Raw genomic sequence first — 18,732 nt, forward strand, 5'->3', positions numbered from 1 at the left:
TCATGAAGGAAGACGTCAGCCCCGCAAGCGCCGCACCTGTGGCAAACCGTGCGGTTCCCGATCTGGACGCGCAATCCCTTCAGGCTGCCCTGGCCATGAAAAAAGCCAGAACAGCCCTTGTGCTGGATCATCCTTTTTTCGGTTCTCTGGCTTTGAAATTGCGCTTCAAGGAAGACAAAACCTGCGCGGATATGTGGACAGACGGCATGAATCTGGGGTTCAACCCCGTATATGCTGCTACGTTGCCCGAACCCAAACTGGTGGCGGCGCAGGCCCATGAGGTGATGCATCTGGCCTTTGGGCACCATTTGCGCCGTAAGAGCCGCGAAGAAAAAATGTGGAACCGCGCCTGCGACCTGGCCATAAACCATATTTTACAGGAATCGGGCTTTGACCTGCCCGAAGGCTTTGCCCACGATCCCGCCTATGCTGGCATGTCTGCCGATGATATTTATGAGGCTCTTGCGGCCCTGCAAGAAAGCGCCTCCAAGGGCGAGGCTAGCAACGATTCCGCCCGCGCTGACGGTCAGGATGAAGAGGGCGCAGGGGCCATGAGCTTTGACGGCGGCAAGGAACTGGGCGGCAAAAGCGCCGCGCAGTCTCAGGGCGGCAAAAAGGAAAATCCCGATCAGGGCGGGGAAGATCAGGCCCAGGCCGGGTCAAAGGCCGCCAAGGAAAAAAATCAGGGCTCTCCAGCGCAAGGGGAGGGAAAGACCTCATTTACTGGTGAGGTACGCGACCACCCCGACCTGCAAGGTCTGGAGAACGAGCACGCCCTGAAACTGGCGGAGCAGGAGGCCGATGTGGCCCTTTCACAGGCGGTGCAGAGGGCCAGACATATGGGCAGCCTGCCCGCCGGATTCACACGTTTGCTCAAGAAAGAGAGATGCCCCGAGCTGGACTGGCGGGAACTTCTGCGCCGCTTTCTCGAACATTGTGCGGACAATGATTATTCGTGGTCCACACCCAACAGGCGTTATCTGTATCAGCAGATTTACCTCCCTTCCCGGCGTGAGGCGCGTTTGCCTCACGTTGTTTTGGCTGTGGACTGCTCCGGATCTGTGGATGAAGCCTCGCTGTCACTGTTCTGCACAGAGCTGTTTTCGGTGCTGGATGCGTATGACACCACGCTCACTGTGCTGTTTCACGATACAAGAATTCAGGGCGAGATGACGTTTAACCGTATGAGCATGCCCAGGGATATTACGCCTGTGGGCGGCGGCGGTACGGATTACCGGCCCATATGTGCCCATATTGAAGAACAGCAGTTGCGCCCAACCTGCCTTGTCTGGTTTACGGACCTTGAGTGCAACCGCTTTCCTGAAGAGCCAGACTATCCCGTACTGTGGGTATGCAGCGAGGCCCGGCCCGAGACACCGCCCTTCGGGGAGCTTGTGACCCTGACGGGCCACGCGGCCCGCTTACCGGGCCAACTACCGGGCACGTCTGTGCCTTTGCGAGAAAGATATGCAAATTGAATGGAAAATAACCAAGAAAAGAGGCAATTTGCGGCCTGTCCTCAGCTACTGCGTACACCTCGAAGACCATGAAAAGGCTTTGGCCCTGCCCGTGGTGAGCATTGTATCAAGCATTCCCAAGCCGGAAGAAGACAGACAGGACTATTGCTATCCCGGCCTGCTGGAACGCGCTTCCGGCTATAGCCCCAAAATTTTTCATGTGCTTGAAGCCCCTTCGCACAAGGGGCATGCCTGGACGCGTACTCTTGTGCTGCCCTGGCGCGAGGGCAATGACTATCCTGAGGTGGAAGCTTCCTTTGAACTTTTGCGGCACGCAATGGAAGAAGCGCTGCAAGGCGCGTACAGCAGTGAGCCAATGGAAATCACAGGCTGTGTGCGCACCTCTTCTGGAGCCAAAACAAAAATCGCCCCCGGCATATTGGGCGAAAAGTTTTTGCGCATCGCGGCCAAGGCTGCTGCGCAAAGGGAAAGCACAGCTTCTTAGGCAGTGTCGTCACAAGCGCCTTTCCCGTTATTTCTGCGTTGAACTTCGCTTTTTATTTCAGTCGAGTACTATGCTTCCTTAGGAATGTCTGGTTTGAAATGACCGCAGTTGTTTGCGCTTAAACCGTTGCGGAGAAAGAGGGGCCGTAGCACGGTTACTTCAAGCCTTGCCTGCCATGTGCTGCCAATACCCGGATACGTTTTTACAAAAGTTTATACAAAAAACGAGGCCCGTGCAAAGAGCATCTTCTCTTTGTGCGGGCCTCGCGTATTACTCAGGTTCCGCCAGGGGCCGTTGCCAGCAGTAATCCGGGGCAGCGGGAACAACCTGTCAGAACATTATATCTAGCTGTCGCCGTCAGATTCCATAACTACTTTTATGTCTGCAGGTTTGCCAAAGTAGGGCCATGTTGTGACCAGAACGTCCACGCCAGTGGCGGCGTATTCCGCAGCATTTTCGCCCGTGATGCCCCCGGCGGCCAGTATGAGAATGTCAGGGCGTGTGCCCCGCAACGCGCCGACAGTGGCAGCCAGATTCTCGCAGGTGAATTTTTCGCACTGAACCATATCTATTCCGGCGGAGGTTACCAGCAGTGCGTCTTCAAGCGTATCTACCTCGGCGGAAAGTTTTTTTTCTGGCATGCGGGCGCGCAAATTTTGTACCTGCCTGGCAAAAAATTCCATTGGCGTCTGCTGCCCGCCCTTGGCAAAAAACTGCAAGTGTTGGGCGAAAACCAAAATGGAATCGGAGAGGTTTTGACGGTGAATAGCCGCTCCGCCGTCTATTGCGGCCTCAAGGCACAGGGCTTTTGCCCCGGGAAAATTCTTGCGCGTTACAGCTACTTGCACGCCGGGGCGCACGGCAGAGGCGCGCTCAACCATCAGCGCACAACGCCTTGCAATGCCAGACATGTATTCCAAAACAGTCTGGCTTATCTTCCAGCCCCGGTGCAGAGCCGCCGCAGATCCTCTTGCTTCAAGAAAAACTTCATCCGCTTCGGCTGTACCGCCGTTATTGATCTGCCGTCTGACGGAAAGCCCGCAGCGCAGCAGCAATTGCTCGGCTTCTTCCACGCCGCTGATGACTCCCTGTTGGCGGGGGCTGAAAAACATAGCCCCTGTCTGGGAACCAATACCCAACATTTCAACCGTCATATCCGGGCCGGGACAATCATCGGCCAGCAGGCCGTCAAACCATGATGAAGACTTGGAGATATGCATGAGGCCTGCCTTTTGTTGTGGGGTAGCCGTGGTGTAAGGAGGAAGCAGGGCGCATGAAGCACGCCCTGGCAATGGCTGATTTGCCGTTGCTTGCGAAAACCGTAGCGTAAAAAATATACTTTCGCCAGCGGGGACAGTGGCATTGCCTGATTTGACCTGAGTACCGGAAAAGCGCGTTGGAGCGGTAAATTACGGATGGATGGAACCGTAGATCAGGGTGATGGGCAATGAAAAGACCCCCTCATTGGTGCAGGGGGTCAGGTTGTTCTTCGGGAAAACAGCGGGTTATCCCCGCTTCATTTCGGCGATAAGCTGATTGAGCGCCTGCGCTTGCCGGGCCAGTTCAGTCACTGCTTGCGCAGCTTCGCCCATAGCCTGTGCTGTCTGGCTGGACATATCGTTCACTTGGGCAATGGACTGATTTATTTCTTCACTGGCGGCGGATTGCTCCTCACTGGCAGTGGCGATAGCGCCTACCTGATCTGCCGTGGCTTCAACATTGGTAACGATCTGCCGCAAGGCATCACCAGACTGACTGGCAAAGAGGGTCGCTGTTTCCACTTCCTGCAAAGCCTTGTCCATAGCTGCAACACTTTGGGAAGCACTTTCCTGAATAGAGGATATGGCGCTACCCACATCGTTTGTTGAAGCCATAGTCTTTTCAGCCAGCTTGCGTACCTCGTCTGCAACCACGGCAAATCCCCGGCCAGCATCCCCGGCACGGGCCGCTTCGATGGCGGCGTTGAGCGCCAGCAGGTTGGTCTGATCCGCAATGTCCGAAATGACGTTCATAATGCGGTTGATAGCCTGGGCGTGGTCATTGAGCTTTGACATGTCGGTCTTGAGCTCCAATGATACCTTATGCACCTGATCGATACTCTTCAGGGCGCTTTGTACTATTTTTGCGCCATCTTCGGCGTTGGCTCTGGTTTCCGTTGATACGGATGCGGCAGAAGAGGCGTTGCGGGCAACCTCCTGCACGGTGGCGTTCATTTCGTTCATGGCAGTGGCTGCTTCACCCAGGCGTTGGGCTGATTCAACAGCGCCGCGGTCAGATTGCTCTATCTGGGCAGAAAGCTGGCTTGAGGCAGAAGAAATAATGGAAACGACACCTTCCAGCTGGCCAGCGGCGGCCAACATGCCTTCGCGTTTGGCGTTCTCGGCCTGATGAGCTGCCTCTTCGGCCCGCAGGGTGGCCTGTTGGGCTGCCTCTGTGGCCTGTTGGGCTGCCAATGTTTTCTGGTCGCTCTCTTCAAGCAGGGTTTTGATGTTGCCCATCATGTGCCCCATCCCCTGGCCGAGAACACTGAATTCATCCCTGCGGTTTTGTGCTTGCGACAGTAAACGTGTTTCTGCCGGATCGGTTTCAAGTCTGCCCCCAGCCACAGCGTTCGCCATGTTGGAGAACCCGCGTACCATATGTGCTATGCCGCGTGCCGAGAAAATGATCATAAAGCCGACAATCAGAACGCATACTGCGGCCACCAGCAGGGCATTGGTAAACATTCTGTGTACTGGCGCCAGAATTTCACTGCGGTCAAGCTCAAGACCGATAATCCAGTTTTCTTCAGGCAGTTCCTGAAAATAGATGAATTTTGCATCCCCCTTGTTGTCAGCATAATCAACACGGCCATGCTTTGCCGTCATCATCTCGCGTACATGAGGCTTGTTGCCGTCTTCGCGAGAGAGTGTTTTCGGGTCAGGGTGCATGACCATTTTTCCGGACATGTCATATATAAATGCAAATCCCTTTTCACCCACCTTGACGAGATTTGTTGTGTCGTCGGCAAGGTTGCTGTTGCTGATACCTACAGTGATGACGCCTACGATTTTTTTGTTGCGTTCGACTGGAACGGCAATAACTGTCGTAGGTTGTCCGGTTGTGGCGCTGATGACATCAACGATGCTTGTTTTGCCCTTCAATGCTTCGGTAAAGTAAGAACGCTGGGAAAAATCGGTCCCTACAGATTTGCTTGGCCCTGTTTGTCCGCTAACATGATGTGCAATGACTTTGCCATCTGGAGCAATAAGTGCGCTATAGGAGATGTTGTCGCTAACATCGGTGAATTCCTGCAACGCAGTATCCGCCGCGAGCGCTTGTGGCGAAGAGAGCGCCCCATCTTCGCCAGTGCTGTACCTGTTTATGTACAGCGTTATCCTGTTGTTTTGGGCCACGATGCCAAGGGAATCTTTCAATCCCATAAGGACAGCGTGAATACCTGATGCCTGGGTTTGCAGCACTATTTTCATGTCAGTTTCTATCTGCTCGCGCAGAATTTTTTCTGACATTTTGTAGCTTACGCCTGCGAGCAGCATCAAACCAAGAACCGCCGGAACAAGAATGAAAAGAATCATTTTGGCCAACAAACCAAGTTTCATGCACGCTCTCCTTATGAATAATAAACAATAGTATAGGGTTATCTGCATCAATCCTTGCAGACGACAGATTAATGGGCTCTATAGTACCCATTAAAACGTAAGAAAATATACTTCGATAGATATACTCATCGGTTAGTTAGAGATACTGATTATGGATATATTGAGATAATTATCATAAATATGTATAATTTTTTGTTAACATGCTATAATTAAAGAATATTTAATACATAATTTTTTATAGCATTCGTTGGGGCAGTAGGCGCCTGTTTTTTGCTGTTACAGTCTCTGTTTTCGGGTTTTATATAAATAGTATAGTGAAATTAGGGTGTTGTTGGTAATAATGAATGTAGTGTTGCTTTATGCAGGCAAGGATGAGTACTGAGAATAAAACGCGAGAAATTTGAAATAGTTCAGTGCGCTGAATTGGCTGGTCATTGGTAATAGAGGGGTAAAACAAAACCGCCCACCCCTTTTAATCAGGGCGGGCGGTCATTACGCATATGCTATATGAAAAAGCACGACTAGTCGTCGTTATCTCCCAAGAAGCCGCGGGGCTTTTTGCCATATCTGGCAGGCGGCTGGCGACGCGCCCCTGGGGCGCCGGGCTTACGTGGACGGGGTGTTCCCGGTCTGCCGCTATCCATTTTCGCAGCCACACGCGTTCCTGCGATGAACACGCCTCTGTTGAGCACAGACATCACGTCTTCTGCCATATCTGAAGAGATTTCTACCAGAGAAAACCCTTTTTGAATGCTGATAGCGCCGATATGGCGGCTGGAAATGCCCGTTTCACCAGTGATGGCCCCAACCAGTTCGCGGGGGCTGACCTTGTTCATGTGACCCACATTGACGTGCAGCTTGGTCATGGGACCGTCATTTTCACGGCGTTGCGGCTTTGCGCCAGACCGGCCAGCGTCACGCCTGTCGAACGATCCTTCGTTTGCCGGGCGACGGGGAGGCATGGACAGGGGATCCTGTTCAGAAGCTTTGTCCTGATCGCCAAAGTCTCTCTGCATCAAAAGCTTGAGCAGCGCGGCTGATACGTCGCGATTGGTGACCTCACCGTCGGGAAACTGCGCGGCCAGAAATTCTTCGACCAGCACCAGCCAGCGTTCCAGCGGTCCGCCTTCGAGAGTCTGGCGTACTTCATCCAGCAGGCGGGACGTGCGGATGCTGTCCACGTCGCGCAGGCTTGGCAGGCGGCCTTCAGTAATGCGTGCCTTGGTAAAGCGGATGATGTCGCGCATCTTGTAATGTTCGCGCATGGTCACAAAGGTGAAGGCGCTGCCAACACGTCCTGCGCGTCCGGTACGGCCAATGCGGTGTACATATTTTTCAACATCGTGCGGGATGTCATAGTTGACGACGGCGTCCACGTCATCCACGTCCAGGCCGCGCGCGGCAACGTCAGTAGCCACAAGCACGTCCAGGCCGTCGGTACGAAAACGCTGCATTACCCGGTCACGCTGTGACTGGGCCAGGTTGCCGTGCAGACCGTCAGCCTGATAGCCGCGCTGCTGCAGGTGCAGGGTCACTTCATCCACGCTACGTTTGGTTGAGCAGAAAACCAGGGCTTTGCGAAAACCCTGCGAATCCAGCAGACGGCAGAGAGCGTCCATTTTCTGATGAGGACGCACCTCATAGTAAACCTGCTCAATGGCGGGAACCGTAAGCATTTTTTGAGCGACCGTGAGCATTTCAGGGTCACGCAAAAAGCGTTTGCACAGCTCGCGGATAGGCCCTGGCACTGTGGCCGAAAACAGCACTCGCTGGCAGTTAGCGGGGGTCTGCTCAAGGATGGCTTCGATATCTTCACGAAAGCCCATATCCAGCATTTCGTCGGCTTCGTCCAGCACGGCTGCGGTAATGGAGTTGAGCTTCAGCGTGCCGCGCTTCATGTGGTCCATAACGCGGCCAGGCGTACCAACCACAATCTGTACGCCCTTGTCGAGAGCACGCAACTGCCGTTCAATGGGCTGCCCGCCATAAATGGGAAGAATGGCAACGCCACGCTTGCGGGCTGCAAGCTTGTTCAGTTCTTCGGCCACCTGAATGGCCAGTTCACGCGTAGGGCAGAGCACCAGAGCTTGCACGTGTTTGGCATTCGTCAGTTTTTCCAGAAGAGGCAGGCCAAAGGCCGCGGTTTTTCCGGTTCCTGTCTGCGCCTGGCCAAGGGCATCTCTACCCGCCAGTAGCGCGGGGATGGCCAAGACCTGTATGGGGGAGGGTTCTTCAAACCCAAGATCTTCAACTGCTTTCAATAATTCGCGGGATAAACCCAGATCTTCAAAAGATGCGGTCATGCTGTTCCTGAAATAAAATTTTACGGAAGGGATTTTCGGGGTGGGGAAATATAGCCCCATCCTGCGCAATACACAATGAGTATGATGTGTTAATATCCGGTTTCAGTACCGGAAGGGTCAGCCTAGCCTGGGGAAAAGCCCGCCCTCACTGGTTTATGGCTGTTTGCATTTGTGCCCTGAGAGAGTATAGTCGAGAAAATGGCTGAACGTAGGGGCCTGTTCTGGCAGCCAACTAACGGCCTTTAACAGGAAGGACGGTTTTTATGGGTGCATTAAGTATACAGCATTTGCTGGTGGTGCTGGTTGTAGTACTGTTGTTGTTTGGCTCGAAAAAACTGCCTGAAATAGGCGGCGGGCTTGGCAGGGCTATCAAAAATTTCAAAAAGGCAACCACTGAGCCCGATGAAATTGACATAACTGCCCGCAATAACAGCAACGATAACAATAAATCTGCGTAACAAACCGAGATTCAAAAAGTTTTTGAACTTGGTTTATGCAAGCCCCAAGTCTCGGCTTGGGGCTTACGCTTTCGCTGCTGCAATAGCATATGAGAAAATGAAAGTCCCGGCAAGAGCCGGGACTTTCATTTATCTGGATTCGGCAGAAAGAATCTGCCGAAAATTAGAATGAGGGAATGAGCTTGGCATCAGTAGCCTTGAGATGCTTGAGCAGATCTTTGCCCACAGCCACATCGGAACCCACAATGGTGGTCACGGCAAAAGCCTTGCCGTTGGAGCCGAAGTAGGAAATGCCCTTGCCGCTGCCTTGCTCGAAGGTAGACACATAGAAACCGTTTTCTTCCTTGGGGGTGCTGGGGGACATGCCGCCGCTTTTCATATTGGCGGTGGTCTGTTCGGCCACGTCTTTGGCGCTCATCGGCGCGTCAACGATAGTGATGGTCACTGCGGTACCATTGCTCTTGTTTTGGAACAAAGCCACGCTGGAACCCTGCTGGCTGATGACCTCGGAAGGCTGAATCCAGTCTGCGGGGAGTGTTATTGTGAAGTGAGGGGTCTTGACTTCGGTAGCAAAAACAACAGCGGCACTCATGATGAGCACAGCGGCCAGAACAAGGCTGAGAGTTTTTTTCATTTAGAATTCTCCGTAGTTAAGCAGCCTTTTTATGACTGCTGGTATGTTTTGTGGAACAATATACTTTTAATAATCACGTTTTCCACAACAACGTATATTGTTGTCACAACAATATGTTTATGTCCATTTTTTAGCCAGACATATTGTAATATCGGCAGTGTAAATGTTTCTATGCTGGGACGTTTGCTGTGATTATGACCAAATAATATGCAACTTCTGTCTTTGTTTTACCATGTGAAGTCACTGGTCTTTAATGAATATATCCATATAAGAAGTGATAATATTCGTGGGCAGTAATCGGATTTGTTGTGCAACAAAAAGCGAAGATGCGTCTTTTTGTCCCTGCTTGGGAAGCGTGGGCACTGACGTCAAGGCCGTCCGTTACAAGCGCCTTTTCAGGTGTTTCAGTGCCGAATTTTTCTTTTATTCCGGTAGCGTGCTGCCTGGGTGCATTTTCCACATAACAGGCTGGTTCTCCTTCATCTAATAAGGAGATTCTTTGATCGCGTGAAGCCTTGTGCAAGATGGGCAAAATCTTTGTGGGAACGAGGCATTGAGGCTATATTTGAGTGAATGCAATTGATAAGAGCGCGGACTGATTTGGGGCGGCGTATGGCTGTCGGTAATGTTATGCCAAGGGGCGTGCTTTAGCGCATGCCCCTTGGCATTTGTACGAAGTGGATCAGCCTTTGAAATTATTAGCTGCAAAATCCCAGTTAACCAGTTTTTCGAAAAATGTCTCAATGAACTTGGGCCGGGCATTACGGTAGTCGATGTAGTAAGCGTGTTCCCATACATCAATGGTCAGAATGGGGGTGTCGCCAGTTTTCAGTGGGTTGCCAGCAGCGCCCAGGTTCTGGATTTCCAGCGCGCCGTCGGATTTTTTAACAAGATATGTCCAGCCTGAACCAAAGTTGCCAGCGGCTTTGGCTGAAAAATCTTCCTTGAATTTGTCAAAGCTTCCCCACTGCGCGTTGATGGCGTCTGCCAGAGGGCACACGGGCTTTCCTCCGCCATTGGGCCGCAAACAGCTCCAGAAGAAGGTATGGTTCCATACTTGCGCGGCGTTGTTATAAATGCCTGAAGGAGGAGCTTTTTTGATTATATCCTCAAGAGACATGTCTTTATACTCGGTGCCTTCCTGAAGATTATTCAGGTTGGTTACATAGGCTCTATGGTGCTTGCCATAGTGGTATTCCATCGTTTCCTGTGAAATGGCTGGAGCCAGGGCGTCCATCGCATAGGGAAGTTCGGGCAGAATGCGTTCCATTTTTAACTCCGTATGGTATTATTTCGTGTTGAAAAACAGACAGGCCAACTCCTTCTCCCCAAAAAACTTACTTCTACCAAACCATAGCAGTTGATAATAGATAGTTCAATATTGCCTGCTACGGAATTGTCAGCATTGGTTTAAGGACGATTTAGACGCAAAAATAGCTGGAAAGGCGCTGATGGCGGCACTGTTTAGACTGGATTAATTGGGGGATGCTTCGCGCTTAAAAATTGCCGTTCAACCAAAAATGCAATCTTAGTCTGAATATACGGTGTGTTGCGGTGCGCTTTGCCCTAGGGGCTGTTTCTAAATAATTCTTTTGTCCAATTGGCTGCGTCAAATTTTATGTGAGGCTTTCAGGCGTGCGGAGGGCAGTGATCAGGAGGGGGATGGGTAAAGATAGATGAGGGCGCTCGTTTCCGTTCCATGCGGTCTGAAAAGAGTTTTTTTGTGGTTCTTGTGGAGTCTGCAGCATGAAGCACATATGTTAGGGGGTTCCTGGCCGGGGCTGCCAGCGCTGCAGCAGGCGGCCGAAGCCTGCTGCAATGTCCGCATAGTGGCTGTCGGCGTCTGGCCCAAAGGTCTTTGTCCGGTGACTGACCAAAATCAGGACTGCCAGCAATCCGTGCTCGTCGTAGAAGGGTTTGGCGTAGTATGACCGTATGCCCAGCGGCGCAAACAATGCCCAGTCAATGGATTTCACGCTGTCCTGCGTGTCTTCCACTAAAAGGTAGCTAAGCCCAAAGCGTTCAATATCCTGTGCTATGGTGCCTTCATAGGCATGGAGCGCGCCCCATTCCAGATCTTTGAACGCGCCACCCACACCGAAAACAGCTACTCGCCCCCTGTTGGACTGGATGTGCGAAAGCAGCATTCCGTCCACCTCCGGGCCGCATTGCGCGTACAATTCCTCCATTGCCACGCGCAATCCGCCGGGGCGCAGGGTTTTATCCGTCTCTTCAGTCTGCATAATGGGAAATTGTCTGGCGTCTACATTGACCAGGGCTGCCCGCACCACTTGCCCGTGGTGTCCGCCCCAGGGCGTCAGGCGTGCATGCGCCGAAAAAAGACCTCGTTCCGCATTGCCCAGCATGAGCTTGCCAGACCATGCATCGTTATTCACAGCTTTGTCGGCTGCGGCAAACAACTGCGTGCCCAGATCATCAGGAGCAGCGTCGCGCAAGGTCAATGTGCGCGACGCTTGCCCTTCACCCAAAAAAAGGCCGCGGGCCGCCGCATTGGCTTCTCTGATTTCGCGGGATTGCATGTCCAGAGTAAATACAGGGTAGTCCGCGTCGCCCACGTTCATGCGCAACTGTGCCTTATAACATTCCGCACCGTAGCCGCCGGGAAAAAAAGCTTCCTTGAGAAAACCGCTGTACAGATCTTCCTCCGGGCCGGGCCACCCCTGGAGCATAAGCGGCTTGCGTCCGCCGTCGGGCCGGATGCGAAAAATGGCCGAAGCCGGACGCGCCGCATGAATCATGTCCCAAAATTCCACCAGCAGCGGGTAGTCTTCAGAAACCACGATCTCTTTTCGGTAAGAGGCATTTTTGAGCAGCTGGGGGGCATCCACGCCCTCCAATTGCCAGCGCGTGAACAGCTTCAAGCGCGATTCGCGCTGCCGTATGCTCCACAATAAACCGGGAAAACCGTTCCGCCATTGCGAAAAACGCGGCATAGAAACTCCTTTTCTTGCAATCAATCTAGTTCCGCCGCTGCGTGGCTACTATGCAGGTAAGATAGATGGCAGGGAGGTTTTTTTCAATGTAGATTGGTTATACCAATTTTTTATTATGATTGGTTATACTGATAAACTGGGCGAAAAATAAGCTTTTATAACCTATAAAATTCTTTAAATTTTATTATGGTCATACCAGTTTTAAAAAAGTATTTTTTATTTTTCAATATATTAGATGCATACCAGACCAAAGCTGAAGGATTATTGCTACATTTTTTTAGAGCTGGCAGTATCAGGCACACAGAAAACACGCACAACGTTTTGCCAGGAGACGGTCATGAACACGCCGGCAAATACGGAACGCAGATTGGAACAGGCCCTGCTGCGGGGGAAATGGACGCTGTTTGAGCGGCTGCCCGCAGAGCGCCCTCTGGCTGAAGAGCTGGGCGTAAGCAGAGCCACCTTGCGCACGGCCCTGCATACCCTTGTGGGGCGGGGCATTCTGGAGACGCGCCGCGGCAGCGGAACCTTTGTGCGGGCATTGCCCTGCCGCGCCGACAGCACGGGCCTGGCCGACAGCCTGCGTGCCTTTCGTATTGTCATGCCGCCCCTGCTTTCCGCCATGGCCGGGACTCTTCCGCCATCAGTCATGCTGGCGCTGGAGCGCCATCTTCCTTCGGCAGGCATGGCCCTGCATGCTGGAGACATGCGGCTTTTCGCCCAAAATCATCTCCGTTTTTTCTCAACTCTTTTGCAGGCCACAGGCAACGCCCGTCTGGCGCAGGCCGGGGCCGCAACCCTGCCCGACGCCCATGCTCTGGCCCGTCTGCTGCAGGAAAGCAGCCATGTCCGGCTGGAAGAATTTTTCAAACATCTGGCTCGCACGCTGCACGGTTTGCGCCATGCGGATGCGCAGGCCACCACTGCTGCGGCGACCGCATATGCCTCTTGTCTTCTGCAATGCATGGGAGAAGAAGCGTGACCTGCAAAAGCAGGCGAAATTTTCTGCGGGGGGTGTGGCGCGCGCAACCCCTGCCTATGGCTGCCGAGAGTAGGGCGGTTACTTCCGGGGACGAGCTTCCCGGTCTTCTACCGCCGGAATTCTCGCCGGCCATGCTGCGGCTGGAAGGGCAGCGCCTGGGACTGCCCGTGGATACAATGGACAAGGAAGCTCTAGTCCGGGCCGTTGCGCAGGCCATGCGCGCCCCCGGCCGTCCGTCTGTGTGAGCGGACAGCCTGTAACCCCGAGGAGGTCCCCGTGGCTGACCACGACATTCCCTATCTTGAGGAGCGCAAACTTATCAAACGCTGGCGAGGCCCTTTGCCCGTTCTGGCAAACATGGTCTTCACCCTGTTGATTTTTGCCGTTACCTGGTGGTTTTTTCAGGATCCGCGCGGTGTAATGCGTTTCTATACTCCCTATGTGGGCTACAACTATTGTCGCTGGTGGTTGGTTATTCTCATCTGGATGGCCTACATTTTCGACTTCTGGCCTTTCAAAAAAGACTGGATCCGCAACGCCCATCCCTTGCAGAAAGGGTTGGTGCTGTCTCTTATTTCTGTCGGCCTTATGATTGTTCTTATCCACGGATTTTTTGAAGGCGTTTTGGGCAATTTCGCTTTTGCCTATTTTAGCCCAACCCAGTTGCAGAAGCTGCCGGGGCTGACAGAATTTTACGCTGTAGAATACGCGGCACAGGCCTGCATGATGTTCGCGGTCATAGCCTCATGGCTTAGCCCCGCGTGGCTGGTCGCCCTGGAAGGCCGCCCCTGGCAGAACGAGCGCCAGCCCGTCAAGGGCTTCAGCATCTGGCTGGGCACCTTCTGCCTGAGCCTTGTGATCTACTTTATGACCATGCACAACCATATGGGCATACTGTATTACCCCTGGCAGTACTTTACGGCCATCACACCGCCGTATTGGGAGAACTTCGCCCAGACCGTTTCCGCCAACTTCCATGTGGCCTGGATCATGTGCTGCACGGTTGTGGTGTGGTTTATGGAAGGCATATGGGAGCGCTATCCCTTCTGCCTCATCAAAACTCCCTGGTTGCGGCGTTTTTCTCTCTTCTTCGGTATTATCGTCATCTCCGTATCTCTGTGCTTTTTCTTCTGGTACATGCAGGAACTGGTCTGGGGTGACGCCATTCGTGGTCACAAGCGTGATGCCGCGCCGGACTGGCGCTGGCTGCATGTGGGCGAAACGGCCATTTTCTTTCTGGTGCCCGCATTGTTCCTTCAGTTTTATTGCGGCAATTGGCCCAACAAGTTCAGCACACCTGTAAATATCCTGTTCCGCACGCTGCTTGTAGCCGTGGGGGGCATCATCATCTATTGCCTGTACTACCAGTATGCCCACTTCGTACTGGGCACGCAGAAAGGTTTTTCTCATCCGCAGCAATTTCCAATGATCCCAATGATCTGGCTTATCAATATCTGGCTCATCAACTGGTGGTTCATGGACGGCTGGCCCGGCTGGCGGCGTGAACTTCGCAGCGTTGAGGAAATCAGGGCCGATGAGCGCGACTTTGAAGAGCGCAGCGCCTGGAGCCCCGCTATGGTTCCCGGCTTGGTAGTTGGCATTATCGTTGGCGTAGCTGGCTATTTTGCCATTGTAGCGGCGTTGCCGTGGTTCAGCGCGCATTTTACCCTGGTGCAATAGGGGGAGATCATGAATAGACGTGAATTCATCAAGGGTGCTGCTCTGGGCGTGGGCGTGGGGGCCATCGGCGCCATGGGAGCGTACTCGTATTCCCCCATGCGCAGAGCCTTTCTTCAAGACGTCAAGCGCGGCTCGACGGATATAGGCGTTTGCAAGGCCGTGCGCATTACCAACATTTCGGAAACGAGCTGGTTTGACAACGGTACTCTCATGCAGGATGTCACCGGTGCAGGCGGCCTGCTGGTGGACCAATACTCTTTTAACTGGGCGCCCTTCGGCAACGGCAAGGGACTGGGCAAGGGCGGATATGCTGAAGGCATCAAACATATCAAGCATCTGCTGCCCCGCAGGCTGGACGAGGCATGGGACATCGCGCGTGAAAAGAGCGTGCATGCCGATAATGCCGGGGGATTTTCCTGCCTGGTAGAAATTGAAGATATGGACGGTAAGGTCAACAAGTACCTTTTCGACTCTGGCTGGAATTATAAATGGATGGATTCCTGCTACCAGCGGGAAGGCATTGATACGATGCTGGCCAATAATGAAATCAAGGCCTTCATCCAGACCCACGAACATATGGACCATTATTGGGGGTTTCCCGCCGTCACCAAGTACAATCCCAACATCCATGTGTACACGCCCAATACGTTTTATCCAGAGGGCAAGCAGTATCTGAAAGACTGCGGGCATGTGGGCAAATGGACGGAGGTGCCCAAGGGCTTGCACAAGCTTGAAAGTGGCGTGGCCCTGTATACCTTTGACTGCCCCATCATCTTCCGGGTTTTTGGGGAGCTTTCAATGTACTGCAACGTCAAGGATGTTGGGCTGGTGAGTATCACCGGCTGCTGCCACCAGGGCATCATCCTTTTTGCCGACACAGCCTACAAGGAATTGGCCTATGAAAACGACCAGTTCTACGGCCTCTATGGCGGCCTGCACATTTCTCCTTTTGACGACTGGGATCCCAAGTACGACGACCTCGTCATCGGCCTCAAGAAGTGGGATCTCCAAAGAGTAGGCTGCAACCACTGCACAGGCCTCATCACGGCCCAGAAGTTCGTTGACGCGGGCTACCCTGTGGTCAAGGGCACGGCCCGGTTCCGCTCCAAAACTACCAACTATCTCGGTAATGGCGACGTGATCAAGTTCCCCTCCTGACCTTTTGCCTCTTTTTACCGTAACCGGCTCCCATGGGCCGGTTACGGAGGCAGGGCACATTGTGCCAAAGGAGTCGCCACCATGCGTATGGAAAATCTTTTGCCGCGCCCTCTGGACCCGCAGGGCGGCCCGGAAAGTCCGTCCATCATGACAGCCCTGCTTTCGGGCATTCATCTTGACCGCAGGCAGGCCCATGCCCTGGGGTGGCGCGGAGTGCGCCCCTCGGCGCTGCACGGGGCCGCCTGGACCTGCCGCACGGCCTCTGTTCCGCATATATACGGCCTTGTTTTTATGGACGAATATGTATGGGAGAAGCAGCTATACGGCATGTTTGGGTTTTATGTCTTTCCCGCAGCAGCAGACCCACTGCTGGACAAATTTCCCCTTCAGGCCCTGGCTGTAGCCCTTGGCCCAGACTACGGCGTGGCGGTGCGTGAACTTTCGGCCCATGCCGAGACTCTTGCCCCATTTTGTCTGGGGCAGATGAGGCTTGCAGCGGCATTGGATGGCTCATCACTGGCTCTGGAGCTGTCAGCTCAGGCCAGACACCGTGCCTTCAGCACGAAAGGCATTGCCGTACCCGCCAGCGACAAGGCAGACAGCGCCCCTGGAGACGAGCAAGAAACGCAGTGGATTGTTGCTCCCGGCGAGCTGGAATATGATTTACCAGCTTTCAGGCTGCTGCTGCGGCCTTTCGCGGCCTTAGCGGGCACGGCAGCCGTTCTTTTGGACGATGCCCCTCGTCTTGCCATGCGCGTGACGCCCAATCCCTTGGAACATCTGCATTGCGGGAAAGTTGAGCCTTCCTGGCAGATGCGTCTGGAAGCAGCCTTCGGCGCGGAGCAGGGGGATGAAATATCAATGGAACACAATGCCGGGAAGGCCGTTTTTTCCGTCCGTGGCAAGATTCTGTCAGGCCTGCCGGGGCGGTATGTGCCCAGAGAAGATGAATTGGCCCGCCTGCCGGTCATGCATGTACTCACAGGCTTTCTGGGGGCGGGCAAAACCACTTTTCTTCGCCGCTGGCTGGATTTTCTCAATGGTTGCGAGCAGTTTGCCGCAGTCATTCAAAATGAATTCGGTGCTATCGGCCTGGACGCCACCCTCACACGGGGCGAAACCAGGGTAGAACTGCTGGATGAAGGCTGCGTATGCTGCTCTTTGGCCGATAGTTTGCGTCCCGGCCTGCGCCGTCTGCTGGATGCCGCCCCGGCAGATCAGGTTATTCTTGAAACCACGGGGGTGGCCAATCCCGCTAACGTTCTTGACTCGCTGGGCCAGTTGGCGGACATGGTTCGCCCCGGCCTCGTAATCACCGTGGTTGATGTGCTGGAATGGCAGGGCAGCGTATGCGCCGGGGATGGTCCGCAGGGGTTGCGGCGGGTTCAGGTCGAACAGGCTGACGTTATCATAGCCAACAAAGCCGACATCGTTAGGGCGGAAGAGCTGCACGCCGTCATGGATGTTCTGCGCACCTGCAACGCCGAGGCAATAATCCTGCCCGCCGTGCAGGGCAATATCACCTTCGCCCGGTTGAATTCCTTTCTTGCGGGCTGGCTTGACCGCGGGGTTCGTCCTCCTTCGCGGCGGCCTCATCTGACGTTCTTGCCACAGGGGCTGTGCACACATACAGATGAGGGGTTTGCCTCATACACTGTGCCCTTGTCGCAACCAGTGGATGCCAACACCCTGCGGGAGATGATCCTGGCTGCTGGGCCGGGGCTTTGCCGGGCCAAGGGCATTGTGAATCTTTTTAGCGAGGGCCGCGTGACGCCGATGGTTGTGCAATACGCTGCGGGGCGGCTGGAATTTGAAGAGGCTCCTGACGGAGAGCACGAAATGTATATGGTCTTCATCGGGGTGAACCTGAGGATGCCAGATTCATCTGCAACAGAGAACAGGGAAAGCATGGCCGCATTGCCAAGATGAAAAAAGTCTGGGTAATTGCTATGGTCAGCAAGGCTCGGTCTGAAAAAAGTGCCCGCACAGGTATTGGGGCGGGTTCTTGTTTTTCCTGGTTTTCTTCCTGGCCGCGTGCTGTTGCACTGTTAATACACGCGGGGTTGATGCCGCCAAGGCAAATAATGCAAAGTACTTCATGCCCGCCATAACTAAGAAGACGCCGGGGATGCCGCAGTAGTAGCTGGCAAGAGTTCCAAGAAGAGCTGTCGCGCCATTACCGAAGTGGTTCCAGGCTTCATTTTTGCCAAGGCACGCTGGCAAACCCTTCTGGCCGATCATACCCAAAGTTATGCCGAAAAGCGTGGGGGCAATCGCCGCCGCCAAAGCCCCCTGCGAAATTCTTGAGGTCCAGACCGAAACCGCGTTGGTCCATACAAAGACCAATCCGCAAGCCACTACAGTCATGATAACCGTGACGCCAAGGAGCCGCCGCTTTCTCTCGGCCCTGTCTGCAAGCCCGCCCAGAGGGTGGTGCGAAGCATTCCGGCTAGCCCCCCGGCGGTCATGACATGCCCGATTTCGTCAGGCAGCCAGCCCTTGCTTTGCAGAAAACGCCAAAGAACGGCCCCAAGCCATCCCGCACGTCGGCCAGCGCAAAGCACAGCTAGGAGAGGAAGGTCAGGGATCGTGCTTTGGACTGAGCGTACATAAAAAACCGCCTGAAATATTAAAAATGACGCACGATTCATATTTATCTGCTGCTGCCGCGCAAGACAGAGCAACCGTGTGAGCTCCCTAAATTCATTTTGCCTGCATTGTCTTCGCCATAAATTGCCTGCTTATTAAACTAGTTATGTGTACTGTTCCAACATGGGAAGCAGACTTCATAACATTCACACTCTTCTGAGGTTCGGCGTTATTATGCGTTGAGAACAAGATCAGGAAAGTCGTTTTTTATGGCTTGAGTCGCCTGACAAGAAGGGGAAAAGGGCGGGTTGGTTGCCTGGGGGCCGTGAGAGGCAGTCGGATAATAAAAAAGACATTGTGGCGAAAAAACCGCAACAGTGTCTAATTTTTTAATAATTTTTTGGAAGCAAGGA

15 protein-coding genes are annotated in these 18,732 nt (G+C 53.7%); 8 read left to right on the top strand and 7 right to left on the bottom strand.

From position 1 onward, the window contains the following. Positions 1 to 2: 2 nt before the first annotated feature. Positions 3 to 1,478 (top strand): vWA domain-containing protein, encoded by a 1,476-nt coding sequence (locus HNQ38_RS01485; RefSeq protein WP_183717556.1) that lies wholly within the window; start codon positions 3 to 5, stop codon positions 1,476 to 1,478. Continuing rightward, the gene (locus HNQ38_RS01490) at positions 1,468 to 1,962 is read left to right on the top strand and encodes a hypothetical protein (protein ID WP_183717558.1); all 495 of its coding nucleotides are present in this window, start codon (positions 1,468 to 1,470) and stop codon (positions 1,960 to 1,962) included. The genes HNQ38_RS01485 and HNQ38_RS01490 overlap by 11 nt, the downstream gene beginning before the upstream one ends. A 344-nt stretch (positions 1,963 to 2,306) precedes the next feature. On the opposite strand, the gene modD is transcribed toward HNQ38_RS01490, so the two are convergent. The 3 genes from modD to HNQ38_RS01505 form a co-directional block, all read right to left on the bottom strand. Continuing rightward, positions 2,307 to 3,182 carry a ModD protein gene (gene modD / locus HNQ38_RS01495; RefSeq protein WP_183717560.1) on the bottom strand — a complete coding sequence of 292 codons (876 nt, stop codon included), beginning with the start codon at positions 3,180 to 3,182 and terminating at the stop codon, positions 2,307 to 2,309. Between the two features lie 285 nt (positions 3,183 to 3,467). Beyond that, positions 3,468 to 5,561 carry a methyl-accepting chemotaxis protein gene (locus HNQ38_RS01500; RefSeq protein ID WP_183717562.1) on the bottom strand — a complete coding sequence of 698 codons (2,094 nt, stop codon included), beginning with the start codon at positions 5,559 to 5,561 and terminating at the stop codon, positions 3,468 to 3,470. Positions 5,562 to 6,082: 521 nt separating this feature from the next. Next, positions 6,083 to 7,864: a DEAD/DEAH box helicase gene (locus HNQ38_RS01505; protein ID WP_183717564.1), complete on the bottom strand. Its 1,782-nt coding sequence runs from the start codon at positions 7,862 to 7,864 to the stop codon at positions 6,083 to 6,085. A 263-nt stretch (positions 7,865 to 8,127) separates the two neighbouring features. Here HNQ38_RS01505 and HNQ38_RS01510 point away from each other — a divergent pair, with 263 nt between their 5' ends. Continuing rightward, positions 8,128 to 8,322, top strand: a complete 195-nt coding sequence (locus tag HNQ38_RS01510) for a twin-arginine translocase TatA/TatE family subunit (protein ID WP_183717566.1) — start codon at positions 8,128 to 8,130, stop codon at positions 8,320 to 8,322. A gap of 163 nt (positions 8,323 to 8,485) precedes the next feature. Here the strand turns inward: HNQ38_RS01510 and HNQ38_RS01515 are convergent, their stop codons facing one another. The 3 genes from HNQ38_RS01515 to HNQ38_RS01525 all read right to left on the bottom strand — a co-directional run bounded on the left by HNQ38_RS01515 (position 8,486) and on the right by HNQ38_RS01525 (position 11,910). Next, positions 8,486 to 8,956: a hypothetical protein gene (locus tag HNQ38_RS01515; RefSeq protein WP_183717568.1), complete on the bottom strand. Its 471-nt coding sequence runs from the start codon at positions 8,954 to 8,956 to the stop codon at positions 8,486 to 8,488. A 682-nt stretch (positions 8,957 to 9,638) separates the two neighbouring features. Continuing rightward, on the bottom strand, positions 9,639 to 10,226 hold the full coding sequence (locus tag HNQ38_RS01520; RefSeq protein ID WP_183717570.1) for a superoxide dismutase: 588 nt from the start codon (positions 10,224 to 10,226) through the stop codon (positions 9,639 to 9,641). Between the two features lie 490 nt (positions 10,227 to 10,716). Then, positions 10,717 to 11,910: a PAS domain-containing protein gene (locus tag HNQ38_RS01525; RefSeq protein WP_183717572.1), complete on the bottom strand. Its 1,194-nt coding sequence runs from the start codon at positions 11,908 to 11,910 to the stop codon at positions 10,717 to 10,719. Between the two features lie 337 nt (positions 11,911 to 12,247). Between HNQ38_RS01525 and HNQ38_RS01530 the strand changes: the two genes are divergently transcribed. From HNQ38_RS01530 to HNQ38_RS01550, 5 genes are all read left to right on the top strand, one after another. Beyond that, entirely contained in the window at positions 12,248 to 12,892 is a 645-nt protein-coding gene (locus tag HNQ38_RS01530) for a FadR/GntR family transcriptional regulator (RefSeq protein WP_183717574.1), read from the top strand. Continuing rightward, positions 12,889 to 13,137, top strand: a complete 249-nt coding sequence (locus tag HNQ38_RS01535; protein WP_183717576.1) for an apoptosis regulator Bcl-2 — start codon at positions 12,889 to 12,891, stop codon at positions 13,135 to 13,137. The genes HNQ38_RS01530 and HNQ38_RS01535 overlap by 4 nt, the downstream gene beginning before the upstream one ends. Before the next feature lie 31 nt (positions 13,138 to 13,168). Continuing rightward, on the top strand, positions 13,169 to 14,572 hold the full coding sequence (locus HNQ38_RS01540) for a hypothetical protein (RefSeq protein WP_183717577.1): 1,404 nt from the start codon (positions 13,169 to 13,171) through the stop codon (positions 14,570 to 14,572). 9 nt (positions 14,573 to 14,581) lie between these two features. After that, a complete protein-coding gene (locus HNQ38_RS01545) occupies positions 14,582 to 15,730 on the top strand; it encodes a twin-arginine translocation signal domain-containing protein (RefSeq protein ID WP_183717579.1) in 1,149 nt (382 codons plus the stop codon). An 81-nt stretch (positions 15,731 to 15,811) separates the two neighbouring features. After that, entirely contained in the window at positions 15,812 to 17,659 is a 1,848-nt protein-coding gene (locus HNQ38_RS01550; RefSeq protein ID WP_183717581.1) for a CobW family GTP-binding protein, read from the top strand. A gap of 24 nt (positions 17,660 to 17,683) precedes the next feature. Here the strand turns inward: HNQ38_RS01550 and HNQ38_RS01555 are convergent, their stop codons facing one another. Continuing rightward, on the bottom strand, positions 17,684 to 18,157 hold the full coding sequence (locus HNQ38_RS01555) for an MFS transporter (protein WP_183717893.1): 474 nt from the start codon (positions 18,155 to 18,157) through the stop codon (positions 17,684 to 17,686). Positions 18,158 to 18,732 lie beyond the last annotated feature (575 nt).

This window comes from Desulfovibrio intestinalis (assembly GCF_014202345.1).
In the GTDB taxonomy this organism is placed as follows: domain Bacteria; phylum Desulfobacterota; class Desulfovibrionia; order Desulfovibrionales; family Desulfovibrionaceae; genus Desulfovibrio; species Desulfovibrio intestinalis.

What these genes read in the sequence shown, in the direction of transcription:
- HNQ38_RS01485 (WP_183717556.1), top strand. Translation starts at nt 3, where the DNA reads ATGAAGGAAGACGTCAGCCCCGCAAGCGCCGCACCTGTGGCAAACCGT.
- HNQ38_RS01490 (WP_183717558.1), top strand. Translation starts at nt 1,468, where the DNA reads ATGCAAATTGAATGGAAAATAACCAAGAAAAGAGGCAATTTGCGGCCT.
- modD (WP_183717560.1), bottom strand. Translation starts at nt 3,182, where the DNA reads ATGCATATCTCCAAGTCTTCATCATGGTTTGACGGCCTGCTGGCCGAT.
- HNQ38_RS01500 (WP_183717562.1), bottom strand. Translation starts at nt 5,561, where the DNA reads ATGAAACTTGGTTTGTTGGCCAAAATGATTCTTTTCATTCTTGTTCCG.
- HNQ38_RS01505 (WP_183717564.1), bottom strand. Translation starts at nt 7,864, where the DNA reads ATGACCGCATCTTTTGAAGATCTGGGTTTATCCCGCGAATTATTGAAA.
- HNQ38_RS01510 (WP_183717566.1), top strand. Translation starts at nt 8,128, where the DNA reads ATGGGTGCATTAAGTATACAGCATTTGCTGGTGGTGCTGGTTGTAGTA.
- HNQ38_RS01515 (WP_183717568.1), bottom strand. Translation starts at nt 8,956, where the DNA reads ATGAAAAAAACTCTCAGCCTTGTTCTGGCCGCTGTGCTCATCATGAGT.
- HNQ38_RS01520 (WP_183717570.1), bottom strand. Translation starts at nt 10,226, where the DNA reads ATGGAACGCATTCTGCCCGAACTTCCCTATGCGATGGACGCCCTGGCT.
- HNQ38_RS01525 (WP_183717572.1), bottom strand. Translation starts at nt 11,910, where the DNA reads ATGCCGCGTTTTTCGCAATGGCGGAACGGTTTTCCCGGTTTATTGTGG.
- HNQ38_RS01530 (WP_183717574.1), top strand. Translation starts at nt 12,248, where the DNA reads ATGAACACGCCGGCAAATACGGAACGCAGATTGGAACAGGCCCTGCTG.
- HNQ38_RS01545 (WP_183717579.1), top strand. Translation starts at nt 14,582, where the DNA reads ATGAATAGACGTGAATTCATCAAGGGTGCTGCTCTGGGCGTGGGCGTG.
- HNQ38_RS01550 (WP_183717581.1), top strand. Translation starts at nt 15,812, where the DNA reads ATGCGTATGGAAAATCTTTTGCCGCGCCCTCTGGACCCGCAGGGCGGC.